Raw genomic sequence first — 13,683 nt, 5'->3', positions numbered from 1 at the left:
AAGAGGGATAGTTTTGACAGATCATACTCACAGACTCTTGACTGCTGAAGAGCTAGATACAATCGGCGAAATAATGAATATCAGTATGGGCAGTGCCGCAACAGCAGTTTCTACACTTCTTGAAAATCAGGTGACAATCACTACCCCGCAGCTGCAGCAAAGCAAATTTAAAGACATAGACAACTCTGGGCTTAACCCGGCGTTAATTATTAAAATTAGCTATGTGCAAGGAATTGAAGGCACTAATATTATGATGTTCCGTCGTCGAGACATTCAGATTATTTTAGATTTGCTCATGGGAAATGAAATATCTGAAGGAGAAGATGATTTTGAATTCGATGACATGAGCATGAGTGCTGCCAGCGAAGTCATGAATCAGATGATGGGCGCATCGGCGACAGCACTTTCAGAAATTTTAGATCGGCCGATTAATATTTCAACACCCGAAGCACTGCTTGTAGAAGAAAAAAATGAAAATGATAGTGTCTTTTTTGAAATCGAGCAAGATCAGTGTGTAGTGGCCATTTCTTTTAAAATGATGATAAAGGGTATATTGGACACAACCTTTACGTGTTTCTTATCAAACGCTTTTGCAACAGAAATTATTAAGCATGTCAGTGAACCAATAGAAGAAGACATACCGCAGGTGACTGAGACTGCTCCTGTGGTACAGCAGGCTGCTGCACCTGTGCCACCAACCGCTCCTGTTACAGAACAACCTGTACAGCAACCATCTCCACTGCCTGTAAATGAACCGGCGTTTGTGTCACAGCCTCCTGTTCAGGAACCAGTCGTTTCACAACCGGCAAAAACAGAGTCTGTGCCACAGCAGCCAATGCCTGCCTATGTGCCGCCTCAGCAAGCACAACCAATACCACCGACTTATGTGCAACCACCGCAGCAGGCAGAGCAGCCTGAGGTTGCTCGCCCACCAATGCAGTTTGGTATGGTGCCTCCTCAAATGCCTGTACAGCAGCTGGTCTATGCCGGACAGCAGGGGATTCCTTATCAAGCGGCAACGGGAGGATATCCACCTTCTTATCCTTATGCACCTCAACAGCAACAACCGATGGGTTATAGACAGCCAGAGCCTGCGAACATTCAAAATGCAGAGTTTCCTGACTTTTCAAAGCAGAATTTTTATGCTTCCGCTCCTTCCGGTTCAAACATGGGGCTGCTGATGGGTGTTCAGCTAGAAGTATCGGTTGTAATTGGAAGAACAAAACGTAAAATCAAAGATGTCATGGAGTTTGGACAGGGAACAGTCGTTGAACTGGACAAGCAAACTGGTGCACCAGCCGAAATTATGGTAAACGGACAATTGCTTGCTTATGGCGACGTTATTGTTGTAGGAGATAATTTTGGTATACGTATCACAGAGATAGTTGGCACGAAAGAATTGCTTAATTCTCTCGATTCTAATATGTAATTTTCAGGAGGATATTGAAATGTATAAAATTTTGATTGTTGACGATGCAGGATTCATGCGAAAGATGGTTCAAACTTATTTGAGTAAAGCCGGATATGATGGTTTTATTGAGGCCGCTGACGGACAACAAGCTGTTGACGCCTACCGTGCTGAAAAACCAGATTTGGTCATCATGGATATCACCATGCCGAATATGGATGGGATTGAAGCACTTAGAAATATTAAAGCAGGTGACCCAGATTCAAAGGTAGTCATGTGTTCTGCTATGGGACAAGAATCTATGGTTATGGAAGCGATTAAATTAGGCGCTTTAGATTTTATCGTAAAGCCCTTTAAACAAGACCGTATTATTCAGACTGTTTCTAAAGTTTTACCGCTTTAATCGGCAGTTTGTCACGTTGAAGGGACGAACTAAATGGAAAATTTAATGCCGATTCTTTCGTCAATCGGAACTTTACTGCTCATCGTAGCTATTTTTGTTGGCGCCTATTATGTTTCTAAATATTTAGGCAGCCGATATCAATCGTTTGATTCTGACAAAAGTGGGAATATCGAATTGATTGAGAAAAAGGCAATAGGAAAAGACCAATCTTTGCTGATTGTCAGAATAGCTGATAAAACGATGCTTCTAGGGGTAACACCCCAGAGCATTCAGAAAATAGAAGAGCTAGATTCTGCTCAAATTACAGAAATAAGGACGTCAAAGTTAGTTGTACCCGATTTCAATCACGTCTTAAAGGATGTTTGGAAGAAGGCAACGGATGGTAAACTGAGCAAAAAAGGAAATCTAGAGGCTGGGGGTAGGGTGGACAAGCATGAAAAATTCTAAAACCCATACACTTACCGCTGATATTGCCAAAAAACGCGAACCTAACTATCGAGTTCTCTTTGTGAAGTTTGCCATTGCTTTTGTTGCTTGTATGCTGCTTTTCTCTTTTCTCTACACAAAAGCTGCTGCTGCCGGTATCACAGTAGATTTTGATACAGAGGGTTCAGAAGGTGGCATGAGCGAGCTACAACTTCTTTTTATGTTCGCTTTGCTGTCTTTAGCACCATCCATACTAATCATGATGACCAGTTTCACACGTATCGTCATTGTTTTCTCCTTTTTGCGCAATGCGATTGGTCTGCAACAAACACCTCCGAATCAGGTTATCGTAGGTATCTCTCTTTTTCTCTCTTACTTCATCATGATGCCTGTTATTAATCAAATTAATACAGAGAGCGTTCAGCCTTATATGCAGCAGGAGATTACCCAAGAGGTTGCTTTAGAAAAGATGCAGGAACCTATTAAGGAATTTATGCTCAAGCAAACTAAGGCACCAGACTTAAATCTGTTTTTATCTCTTTCGGGTGACACAGAAAAGCTGAATACCGTTGAGCCAGACAAACTGATGAGTTTGGGGCTAGAAGTTATTGTACCGGCATTTATCACCAGTGAACTGAAACGTGCATTTACCATTGGTTTTTTATTGTTTTTGCCGTTTCTTATCATAGACATGATTGTTTCTAGTACCTTAATGTCAATGGGTATGGTGATGCTGCCGCCGTCAACCATTGCACTGCCGTTTAAATTAATGCTGTTTGTGGTTGTAGACGGCTGGAGTTTGATTATGGAAATGTTGGTTAAAAGCTTTTACTAGCTTACTAAATAAAAGAGAGGAGGAGAACAATTGTCGCAAGAGGATGTACTGTTGGTTTTTCGTGAAGCGGTGTGGATGATTCTGAAACTGTCAGCTCCACTTTTGATTGTTAGTATAGCCATTGGATTGATTGTTGCTATTTTTCAGGCGGCTACACAAATCCATGAGCAGACCATTACGTTTGTCCCCAAGATTATCGCTATTGCTCTTCTGCTCTTGGCTTCAGGTTCTTGGATGCTGACAAGCCTAATGGACTTCTTCCACTATCTCATGAACTTGATGGCGGAGTTGTAGATTTATGACAAGTAGTGTGATTATTGAATCATTAAGCACTTATATTTTAGTTTTTTGCCGTATGGGGGGCATGATTTTTTTTAATCCGCTTCTCTCTAGAAAAAATATTCCGTCGCAAGTAAAAACAGCGCTGGTTATGGGAATCACTTTGCTGATTACACCGTCGCTTAGTGCCACTGCTCCATCAGAATTCACGGATTTTGTTTTTATTTGGACAATGATAAAAGAACTATTTGTAGGATTCGCCTTTGGCACCGTATTTCAGTTTTTTTACTATATGTTGTTTGCCGCTGGCGATATTGTCGATATGGGATTTGGGTTGTCGATGGCCAAAGCATTTGACCCAGGCGCCAACATTCAGGTTTCGATGTCAGGCAATATTTTTCAAATTCTTTTTATTATGTATTTTTTTGTCAATAACTGTCATCTGATTTTGATTAAACTGATGGTGTCTTCATATGATTTAGTAAATCTTGGAGCCGTGACATTTGGGAGCAGCGTTGGAAGTTTTATGATGACTTTGTTTTCCAGTGTATTTACCCTGTCAATTCAATTGGCATTACCATTTATAGCCGCTTCGTTTATTTTAGAAATTTCAATGGGATTGCTAATGAAATTAATTCCCCAAATCAATGTATTTTCCATCCACTTTCAGTTTAAAGTGGTTTTCGGAATTTTGCTTCTTTTTCTGTTTGCTGAGCCAACAGCTTCCTTTATCAACAAATATATCAATACCATGTTTATGAGTATGCAGGAACTATTGGGCGTGATTTGACAGGTATCAATATTTGGTTTAACTAAAGGGGGGATGATATGGCCGGCGAAAAAACCGAAAAGGCGACTCCGAAACGAAAAGACGACGAACGAAAAAAGGGTAATGTCTTCTTTAGCCGTGAGGTTATTTCGATAGCGGCCTTGCTCGCCTCCTTTTATTCTTTCAAATTATTGTCTCCGCTTATTTTTACCACGATAGAAGATTCGTTGATTTCGTTTGTGGAAAAAGGAGCGACGCAGACTGAAATCACTGTACAAGATACCCGTATTTTCTTGATAGAAGGCATTATTGTTTTTGCAAAAGCGGCTCTCATTCTTTTGCTCATTGGGGTAATAGTCAATATCATTACAACCATGGCGCAAACTCGTATGTTGGTTTCCAGCAAGAATTTTGCCTTTAAAGCAGAAAGAATTAGTTTTATCAATGGGTTTAAGAAGTTGTTTTCAGTTCGAAGTTTAATGGAACTGCTTAAATCCATGCTGAAGATAATCATTTTACTTTACATTGTTTATTCTGTCTTAAAAGATGAAATTATGCTTTTGCCTCGGCTGATGGATATGGATGCTTTGCAAGCCATCATTTACACAGGCCAAGTAATTATGAAAATTGTCACACAGGCAGGTCTGATTTTTGTGTTTTTGGCGGCGGCTGATTATCTTTTTCAGTGGTGGCAGTATGAAAAGAATTTGAGAATGAGTAAGCAAGAAATTAAAGATGAATATAAGCAGATAGAAGGTAACCCCGAAATTAAAGGTCGTGTGCGCACGTTGCAGCAGCAAAGAGCACGCCAGCGTATGATGCAAAATGTACCGAAAGCGGATGTGGTGATTCGAAACCCCACACACTATGCGGTTGCGATTCAGTATGATCAAGAGAAACATCGTGCACCGGTTGTGCTGGCAAAGGGTGCTGATGCAGTGGCACTTCGCATTATTGCCGTAGCGGAAGAGAACGATGTTTATATTACAGAAAATCGACCTTTGGCACGTGCCCTCTTTGAAACCGTAGACATAGATGCTGAAATACCGGCAGAACATTATCAGGCGATTGCTGAGGTATTGGCATTTGTATATAGCTTAAAAAAGAAGGATTTGAATAGATGAATGTCAAGTTTTTGAACAACGTTGTTTCTGTATTTGTAGTACTAGTTATAGCATTTTTGATAATTCCACTAGGAACAGGCATGTTGGATTTTCTTTTAATCCTAAATTTAGCGCTGTCACTGGTGATTCTTCTCATAACGATGTATATAAAAGAACCGCTTGAATTTTCAATTTATCCTTCTTTGTTATTGATTACAACGCTTTTTAGGTTAGTTCTTAATGTTTCTTCTACCCGTGCCATTCTTTCTAATAGCGGATATGCCGGTGAAGTTATCAAGACTTTTGGCCAGTTTGTTATTGGAGGAAACATAGTAGTTGGTTTAGTGGTTTTCATTATCATTGTTTTGGTACAATTTTTGGTTATCACAAAAGGTTCAGAACGTGTGGCAGAGGTTTCAGCAAGATTTACGCTGGATGCTATGCCCGGCAAGCAAATGGCAATTGATGCTGATTTGAATTCAGGACTCATTGATGAAAATCAAGCGCGTGAGCGTCGTTCCAAAATTCAGCGTGAAGCCGATTTTTTTGGCTCTATGGATGGTGCCTCTAAGTTTGTAAAAGGTGACTCTATTATTTCTATTATCGTCACATTAGTTAACTTGATTGGTGGTATTGGCGTTGGCTTTTTAGGCGGCCAAGGCGATATTCAAACCATTATCAATACATATGCGATAGCAACGGTGGGTAATGGACTTATGAGTCAGATTCCTGCATTGCTTATTTCTGTAGCAACCGGTATGGTGGTCACTCGATCGGCTTCTGAAGCCAACCTGAACACAGACGTTATTCAGCAATTTATGGGACAGCCGACAGCATTGATGATTGCGGGAGCAGGCTTGCCTTTTCTTGCATTTATCGGATTCCCTCCGTTACAGCTGTTTTTGATGTCTGCCGTCCTTTTTGCACTAGGATTCATTCTTCTGCGAAGAAATCGCGCGGCGTTGCAAACTGTAGAAGAAGGTCCGGCTGTTATTGAAGAAGTGACCAGTGAAGTGAATTATTATAAGAACCTGAATAATGTATACGATCTTTTAAACGTAGACCCTATTAGCGTGCAGGTTGGCTATAGTTTGCTGCCTCTCGTTGACGAGGGTAGCGGAGGAAACTTTTTGGATCGTGTGGTTATGTTGCGAAAGCAGTTTGCTGACAATATGGGAATGGTCATTCCTTCTTTGCGGCTTTCAGACAGTAGTGAACTTAACCCTAACCAATATCAAATTAATTTGCGTGGTGAGGCCTTGGCAGTCGGTGAGGTGCTGGTTGACCACTACATGGGGTTAGCGCCAAACGATATTTTGGAGAGCGATGAAATAGACGGTATTGAAACAGTTGACCCTGCTTTTGGTATGCCAGCTAAATGGATTAGCGACGATAAACGAATCAAAGCCGAGATGGCGGGCTATACCTTAATTGACCCAACATCTGTTATCATCACGCATCTTTCTGAAATTGTCAGAGTACATGCTTATGAACTTTTGACTCGTCAAGAAGTAAAAAGAATGGTTGAGAATCTGAAGAAAACCAATGAAGATGTTGTTAATGATACCATTCCTTCTGTTATTTCACTGAATGATTTGCAGAGAGTGCTAAGGGGACTTCTAAAAGAGGGTATTCCCATTATTGATTTAGAAATCATCTTAGAAACCTTGTCAGATTATTCACCTACTGTGAAAGATAATGATATGCTTATTGAATATGTCAGACAAGCGCTGAAACGAACGATTACCCATCGCTATTCAGAAGCAGGGCAGCTTAAGGTGCTTAGTTTAGATAGCAATATAGAAGATGTCATCATTAAAGGCCTCAAGAAAATTGAAGGAGGAACCTACCTAAATCTGCCTCCTGATATGATTCAGAAAATTATGCAGCGGACGAAAGAAGAAGTGGATAAGGTTGGAAAGCTAGTGCAAACTCCCATTATTTTAACTTCACCGGTTGTACGCATCTACTTTAAGAGATTGTTAGATCAGTTTTATCCCAATATCACGGTGCTTTCTATTAATGATGTAGACACCAATGTTCAAATTTTAGCACTCGGCAATATTGGCATCTAATGTAAAGACACTTTGCAGAAAGGAGGATATCCGCATTGAATCAATCAAGTGCAGCCATTAAAGAAGTTACAGTAGAAGATCCAGAGGGGCTTATGCGAAAATATAAGCAAACAGGAGATTTGGAGATACGAAATCAATTGGTTATGCATTACATTCAGCATGTGAATGTAGCCATATACAGTATGCGGTCTATTCTGCTTTCTAGTGTGCCTTTTGATGATTTCTTCAATCAAGGTGTGCTGGCGTTAATGGATTGTATTGAACGATATGATCCCGAGCGTGGATTGGCTACTTTTGATACATACTGCTATACAGGAGTTCGTGGAGGAATTTTAAAATACCTGCGCAAACAAAATTGGCTTCCAAATCGCTTGTGGGAGGCTAGGAAACAAATATCACAGGGTAAAAAGAAACTGGAGCAAAAATTAATGCGCCAGCCGACGAATCAAGAGCTTGCAGAATATCTTGCTATCAGTGAAGAAAAACTTTCGCAGCAGATGGTGGAAATTTCGGTGATAGATACCATTTCTTTTGAAGAAATGGTGGGACAAACTTACGAAAATATATTGTATCATTCTTCCAATGGAAATAACGACGATGTCAGCAAAAACATAATGGTGGAAGAATTAAGGCAGGCACTGGCTAAAGCGATTGATGAACTGCCGCCCAAGCAAAAGCAAATTATTACTTTGCATTATTATGAAGGCTTGAATTTGAGAGAGATTGGAGAGGTGCTTGACTTGTCTCCTCAGCGAATTTCTCAGCGCCGAAAAAAGGCACTCGACCAGCTACACGAGACGCTTGAACAATATCGATAAATGTCGAATGTAGATTAAATTTGAAGATTTTCTTGTTTTTTCAAGATAAAATAGAATAACTATTAGTAAGAAAAGAGGGTGAAAGTTATGCTATCAGGATATTACACCATTGCTTCGGGTATGCTCACCAGACAACGTGAGTTAGACGTGATTGGCAACAATCTCGTGAATGTATCCACACCGGGCTATAGAACAGACAGAATGTTAATTTCTTCTTTTGAGCAAGAGCTAACTCGTCAAGAGGTCAATTATACACAGGGCTTATCCAATACATCTGCTACTTCAGCTGTGGCAGACGAAGTGGTGTCTCTCTTTCATGACGGCACCATCAAATCAACCAATCGCTCTTTAGATGTGGCTATTAGTGGCGATGGTTTTTTCAATATTCAATCGGATAACGGAACACTTTTGACAAGAAACGGACAGTTCGAAATTGACCAACAGGGATATTTGACTTTGCCGGCAATCGGCCGTGTTTTAGGCGCAAATGGCCCTATTCAGGTACGGAATGAAAACTTTACTGTAGACGCAGATGGCAGTGTATATAATGACCAAGGTAATTTTTTAGGTGCCATTCAAGTAACTGTTCCGGCAGAAGGCGCAGAACTGCTCAAGTTAGATAACGGTTTATTCCAATTAGCAAATGGAGCTGGCGGCCAAGCTGCACAGAACTATACCGTCAATCAAAATAATCTAGAACTTTCTAATGTAGACATGAATCAAGAAATGACCAATTTGATAGAAGCACAGCGGGCTTTTCAGGCCTGCAGTTCAGCTTTGCAAATTGTTGACTCAATGAACCGAAAAGCGGCAACGCAGTTGGCGTCCCTATAAGAAGGAGTGAATCTTTGTGAAATCATCATTTTATGCAGGCGCAAGCGGCCTAATAGCACAGCAACAAGCACTCAATAATATTGGCAATAATATCGCAAATGTGAATACAAACGGATATCAAAAGCAGGGTATATCTTTTGAGGATTTGCTTTATATGGAAATGTATGCTAATTCAGAAAATGATCCCAATCATGGTGTAGGCGTAAAAGCAGTGTCAACAGGACTTCAAGTTGGACAGAATCCTCTGAAAGAAACAAATTATCCGTTGGATTTTGCCATTGTTGGTGATGGTTTTTTTGCAGTAAGAAATGGAAACGAGATTCAATATACCCGTGACGGTGCATTTGCTGTTAGTTTAGAGGGGAATCAAGCCTATCTGTCAACGCAATCAGGGTTGCCGGTTCTGAATAACACCGGTGGTCGAATTGCAGTTACAAAACAAGAAAATGGGATATATAATACCGACAATATTAAGGATCAACTGGCGGTGTATAACTTTGATTATGCGGGGGCTTTAGACCCAGTATCAGGAAATCGTTATTTACCTACAGCAGCTTCAGGAAATCCAGTACAGATTAATGTAGCAGATAATATACTAGCGGGTGCGTTGGAGTCTTCGGGTGTGTCTCTGGTGGATGAAATGAGTAATATGATTGCCTCACAACGTGCTTATCAAATGAGTGCAAGAGTTGTTCAAACAGCAGATGAAATTGAGCAGACCATCAATAACTTAAGAAAGTAGAGTTTTAGATATGTCTTTAAAGGATTACAATGATTTAAACGATATGCAACTGGATGCACTGAGAGAAATCGGTAATATTGGCTCAGGCAACGCTGCCTCTGCTTTGGCCTCGATGCTAGATCAGCCGGTTAACATTGAAGTACCAAAGATTCGAATTCTAGATTATCAGACTGTTGTCGATAACTTAGGCGGCCCAGAACAGCTTATGGTGGGGCTTCTTTTGTCACTAGAAGGCGACACAACAGGTATGATTATGTTTTTGCTACAAAAGGAATTTGCTCACATGATGCTCAATACGCTCATGGGCAGTGCTTTTCCTGAAAACGGAGAGGTAGACGAAGACAGTGAATCGGCTATTCGTGAGGTTGGCAATATTATGGCAGCGTCATATATCAATGCAATTGCAGAATTGACAGGTTTGAGAATCAATATTTCTGTGCCAAGTATTTGTATTGATATGGTGGGTTCTATTTTGAGTGTGCCAGCTATTTATTATGCAAATATTAGCGATAAAATCATATTTATTGAAGATGAATTCAATCAAGGCACCAGCCATGCTTCCAGTCATATTTTGTTGATTCCGGAAGTAGAATCTCTCCAAAAAATTATGACAAGCTTAGGGTTAGAAGAATGAGCAATATGATTACGGTTGGAATCTCAGATTTGAATGTAGCAAAAAATGGGGATGTTCTAGTTACCTATGCATTGGGTTCTTGTATTGGAATTTGCCTATATGACAGTGTGAGAAAAGTGGCTGGCCTTTCTCATATTATGCTGCCGTCAAGTGTTGGATTTCATCCTACTGGAAATCAGATTTATAAATTTGCCGATTTAGCAATTCCTATTCTTGTTGACAAAATGAAAGCTATGGGAGCAAAGCAAATTTGTTTGCGTGCCAAAATTGCCGGTGGAGCGCAAATGTTTGCGGCGGTCAACAATTCGGGTTTGGCTAATATTGGTCAACGAAATATTATAGCTGTACGGCAAGAACTGCAAAAATTAAATATACCGATTTTAGTAGAAGATACCGGAAAGAATTACGGACGTACGCAATACTTTGATTCTGCAGATGGTACCATGCGAATTAAATCTGTCAACCGCGGTGAATGGGTATATTAAAATAAAGTTAAGTCCTCTGTCAGTTGACAGAGGACTTTTTTGTGCAAAAGCTGTGTATGAATATATAAATTTATTTTTACAGTCTTGCTACAACGACAGGAAATTCGCAGCAAATTATGCTACTAGTTGATATTCTATCGGAAAATATCAATTAATGTTTAGGGTTTGCTCTTACATGCAAAACAGCATTGACAAGAGCATCCATGACCATTTTTGTTGTTTGAGCATCTATGAGTTCTTCTTTATATTCTGAATTGGCAACAATATATTGAGGTGTTAAATGATTCAACGCATAAGCGGCCACACGGCATCGGCAATGGTCGCAAGTGCAGGCATTAAAGCGCTGCATGGCAGCATCAATGTGTTTGAGGACAAGATTTTCCATCACATTGATTGTGACATAGGAATCGGGAACATAGCTGCTGGATCGTGCAAAAAGTTTACTGCGCAGAGCAGATAATAAATCTTCTTGGGCAGGAGATTCGGTTTCTAAAGGATTTGGAATTTCATCATGCAGAGAAGAAAAAGTATTTTCGTTAAGAGCAGGCAAAATTTTGCTAAAGAGTAGGTCTTTGTCAGAATCACTTTTGGTTTTTGCCATTATAAAACACCTCTTTCAAATAGTTCATCTACCAAATTTTGATAATCTAACACAGCGTTATTTTTAGGTAGGGAACCAATAGCGTCAAGTTGCTTGGTAGTGGTAGCACTATTAATGACATTGCTGTGTCTAATTTTTGTCTGCAAAACGGTAATATCTAATTTTTCTGTCAAATCAGTCAACACTTCTGCAACAGAGCGGCTCAAGTTTTCTCTTGAATAGTAGCGAACTAAGAAAACGCCACCAATAGCCAACTCCGGATTAAAGGCTCGCTTAATTCGCATAATTGTGTCATGAACCTTGATAGCACCCATCAAGCTATAGCCGTCGGGTAAACACGGGATTAAGACAATATCAGAGGCAACCAACGCATTAGCCGAAATTAATCCCAATTCAGGGGGAGAATCAATCAAGATATAATCATACAAAGAGGATAAGGATTTGATACAATTTTTGAGAAGCTGTTCGTTGCCAGAATTGGTAAACTCCCGCTCAATGCTTTTCAGCAAGTCATTGGCGGGGATAATATCTGTAATAGCGGTGTGCTGAATGGCATATTGTGGTTTGATGGTGCGCTTTAATACATCATAAATGGTTGAACGCTCCCGTGTGTCTGCTCCCATACTAAAAGAGAGATGACCTTGAGGGTCGAAGTCGATACACAGAACGCGAAAATTCTTATGCTTTAAACAGGTGGCGATAAGATTGGTGGAAGTGGTTTTGCCAACACCGCCCTTTTCGTTGATAAGAGAAATGATTTTAGCCATGGCAGATACCTCTTTATATTTAAGATTGCGACATAAAATAGATTAAAAATAAATGCTACTTGCCATGCAAGAAGCACGACATAAGAAATTTATTATACCATAAAATCAACAAAAAGCCAAAAAACTATATTTAGGCAATAGCATGGCTGCGTTTTTCCATAAATTAATTGCCTTGAAAAGGTTGGCTGATATCTTTCCACGTTTCATTCACATATTCAACAGATTCAAAGTATTTTTGAGCAATGACTGGGATTGGAATAGATAGGGTATTAGCCAGTTTGCCGACTTTATTCCATTTACCCTGTTCATAGGCAAGACAAATATCCAGCAAATCACTGCAAACTCCGGTTTTGTGGATAAGAGCTTCTTTCACACGATTATCAATGGAAAGTTCTGCGACAGCATCCTCCATAGGAACTTTCAGCAGAATATCAAGTGTGGAGAACATGCCAAGCAAGTAAACTTCAGAAAGAGAGAGCGGAAAATTTTGAATGCTTCGTGATAGTTCTTGGCAGAAAGTGGCACGCAGAAAAGAAATCTTAATCAATTCTTCAGACAGTCCTTCTTCAGAAGAGAAGCTAAGCAGATAAATCCAATGACGCAATTGTCCAACACCAAGTACAGTTAAGGCTTGTTTAACGTCTTTTACTTGATTCGGCAGGGCAAAATAGGCAGAATTAACTACACGCAACAAAGAAAAAGTCAGTGTAACATCGAGTGAAATAATGCTGGCAATTTGATCAAAATCAGGATGTTCATGTGAGATGGCAGCAATGAGTCGAAAGAAATTTGATTGCAAATGTTCTGCTTTATGTACTTTAGAACGAACCATTTCAGCGACACTGTTTCCCTGAAAGAAATCAAAATTGAGTTGGGTAACTTTCTCCAAAGCAGCCAGGGTGTCAACATTATAGGCGATGGTTTTCATGTTATACTGGTGGGCAATATTGATTTTAGTTTCAATATTTTTATCATCAGGGTTAGAAAAATCAATTTTCATAAAGTCGACAAATGGCAAAATATCGAGATAACGTTTATTGAACTCAAAATCAAGCAAAGCAAGCTTGAAACCTTGATTTTTATAGCGTCGCAAAATCTGACATCCTTCTGCAGAAATTAAAACATTTTCTTCTATTTGAATGACAAGTTTCTTTTCATCAAATAAATGAGGGACATTTTGCATCAAAAGGTTCGGCGGAATTGTCAGAAAAGCCACTTTTCCTTCTAAAAAGTTTGATTTGTCAAGGTGACTTAAAAAGGAAAGGATAGCAGTAGCAATTTTAGAATCCTGTGGATTATAAAGACTGCTGCTATCTTGCTGATAAATAATTTCATAGGCATCCAGCTTATGTTTCTCGTTCATGATTGGCTGACGAATCATATATGTATCCATAATAGAAGCTCCTTTTTCTACGTGACTAGAATGAACAATCTAAAAATAGTCTGAAAATGAATAAAAGGTGAAAATAGTTTTGATAAGAGTGAGAATTTTTAGTATAGCTCT

16 protein-coding genes are annotated in these 13,683 nt (G+C 39.7%); 13 read left to right on the top strand and 3 right to left on the bottom strand.

The genetic code is table 11. The features are described 5' to 3' along the window. Positions 1 to 13 precede the first annotated feature (13 nt). The 13 genes from fliN to CS931_RS08215 all read left to right on the top strand — a co-directional run bounded on the left by fliN (position 14) and on the right by CS931_RS08215 (position 10,811). Positions 14 to 1,429 (top strand): flagellar motor switch protein FliN, encoded by a 1,416-nt coding sequence (fliN, locus tag CS931_RS08275; protein ID WP_159459777.1) that lies wholly within the window; start codon positions 14 to 16, stop codon positions 1,427 to 1,429. A gap of 19 nt (positions 1,430 to 1,448) precedes the next feature. Then, positions 1,449 to 1,811 carry a response regulator gene (locus CS931_RS08270; protein WP_099205308.1) on the top strand — a complete coding sequence of 121 codons (363 nt, stop codon included), beginning with the start codon at positions 1,449 to 1,451 and terminating at the stop codon, positions 1,809 to 1,811. Between the two features lie 33 nt (positions 1,812 to 1,844). After that, positions 1,845 to 2,258, top strand: a complete 414-nt coding sequence (locus tag CS931_RS08265) for a FliO/MopB family protein (protein WP_099205307.1) — start codon at positions 1,845 to 1,847, stop codon at positions 2,256 to 2,258. A 91-nt stretch (positions 2,259 to 2,349) separates the two neighbouring features. Next, positions 2,350 to 3,072 (top strand): flagellar type III secretion system pore protein FliP, encoded by a 723-nt coding sequence (fliP, locus tag CS931_RS08260; protein WP_099205435.1) that lies wholly within the window; start codon positions 2,350 to 2,352, stop codon positions 3,070 to 3,072. Positions 3,073 to 3,102: 30 nt separating this feature from the next. After that, the gene (gene fliQ, locus CS931_RS08255; protein WP_099205306.1) at positions 3,103 to 3,366 is read left to right on the top strand and encodes a flagellar biosynthesis protein FliQ; all 264 of its coding nucleotides are present in this window, start codon (positions 3,103 to 3,105) and stop codon (positions 3,364 to 3,366) included. A 4-nt stretch (positions 3,367 to 3,370) separates the two neighbouring features. After that, entirely contained in the window at positions 3,371 to 4,141 is a 771-nt protein-coding gene (gene fliR / locus CS931_RS08250; RefSeq protein WP_099205305.1) for a flagellar biosynthetic protein FliR, read from the top strand. Between the two features lie 38 nt (positions 4,142 to 4,179). After that, positions 4,180 to 5,244, top strand: a complete 1,065-nt coding sequence (flhB, locus tag CS931_RS08245) for a flagellar biosynthesis protein FlhB (protein ID WP_099205304.1) — start codon at positions 4,180 to 4,182, stop codon at positions 5,242 to 5,244. Beyond that, positions 5,241 to 7,298 (top strand): flagellar biosynthesis protein FlhA, encoded by a 2,058-nt coding sequence (gene flhA, locus CS931_RS08240; RefSeq protein WP_099205303.1) that lies wholly within the window; start codon positions 5,241 to 5,243, stop codon positions 7,296 to 7,298. Before flhB ends, flhA begins: the two co-directional genes overlap by 4 nt. A 35-nt stretch (positions 7,299 to 7,333) precedes the next feature. After that, positions 7,334 to 8,116 (top strand): sigma-70 family RNA polymerase sigma factor, encoded by a 783-nt coding sequence (locus CS931_RS08235; RefSeq protein ID WP_099205302.1) that lies wholly within the window; start codon positions 7,334 to 7,336, stop codon positions 8,114 to 8,116. Positions 8,117 to 8,203: 87 nt separating this feature from the next. Next, on the top strand, positions 8,204 to 8,950 hold the full coding sequence (locus CS931_RS08230) for a flagellar hook-basal body protein (protein WP_099205301.1): 747 nt from the start codon (positions 8,204 to 8,206) through the stop codon (positions 8,948 to 8,950). Positions 8,951 to 8,966: 16 nt separating this feature from the next. Beyond that, positions 8,967 to 9,692: a flagellar hook-basal body protein gene (locus CS931_RS08225; protein WP_099205300.1), complete on the top strand. Its 726-nt coding sequence runs from the start codon at positions 8,967 to 8,969 to the stop codon at positions 9,690 to 9,692. A gap of 10 nt (positions 9,693 to 9,702) precedes the next feature. Further along, positions 9,703 to 10,326, top strand: a complete 624-nt coding sequence (locus CS931_RS08220) for a chemotaxis protein CheC (protein WP_099205299.1) — start codon at positions 9,703 to 9,705, stop codon at positions 10,324 to 10,326. After that, on the top strand, positions 10,323 to 10,811 hold the full coding sequence (locus CS931_RS08215) for a chemotaxis protein CheD (protein WP_099205298.1): 489 nt from the start codon (positions 10,323 to 10,325) through the stop codon (positions 10,809 to 10,811). The genes CS931_RS08220 and CS931_RS08215 overlap by 4 nt, the downstream gene beginning before the upstream one ends. A gap of 151 nt (positions 10,812 to 10,962) precedes the next feature. Here CS931_RS08215 and CS931_RS08210 read toward each other — a convergent pair whose 3' ends face one another. From CS931_RS08210 to CS931_RS08200, 3 genes are all read right to left on the bottom strand, one after another. Further along, positions 10,963 to 11,412, bottom strand: coding sequence for a late competence development ComFB family protein (locus CS931_RS08210; protein ID WP_099205297.1), 450 nt, complete (start codon positions 11,410 to 11,412; stop codon positions 10,963 to 10,965). Then, positions 11,412 to 12,179, bottom strand: a complete 768-nt coding sequence (locus CS931_RS08205) for a ParA family protein (protein ID WP_099205296.1) — start codon at positions 12,177 to 12,179, stop codon at positions 11,412 to 11,414. Before CS931_RS08205 ends, CS931_RS08210 begins: the two co-directional genes overlap by 1 nt. Positions 12,180 to 12,342: 163 nt before the next feature. Next, positions 12,343 to 13,572 (bottom strand): EAL and HDOD domain-containing protein, encoded by a 1,230-nt coding sequence (locus tag CS931_RS08200; RefSeq protein WP_099205295.1) that lies wholly within the window; start codon positions 13,570 to 13,572, stop codon positions 12,343 to 12,345. Positions 13,573 to 13,683: the final 111 nt, after the last annotated feature.

The sequence above is a fragment of the Scatolibacter rhodanostii genome, assembly GCF_900197595.1.
Taxonomy (GTDB): Bacteria; Bacillota; Clostridia; order Oscillospirales; family Acutalibacteraceae; genus Scatolibacter; species Scatolibacter rhodanostii.
Note: the sequence above shows the minus strand (reverse complement) of the source record. Positions and strands in the feature narration are given on the sequence as shown.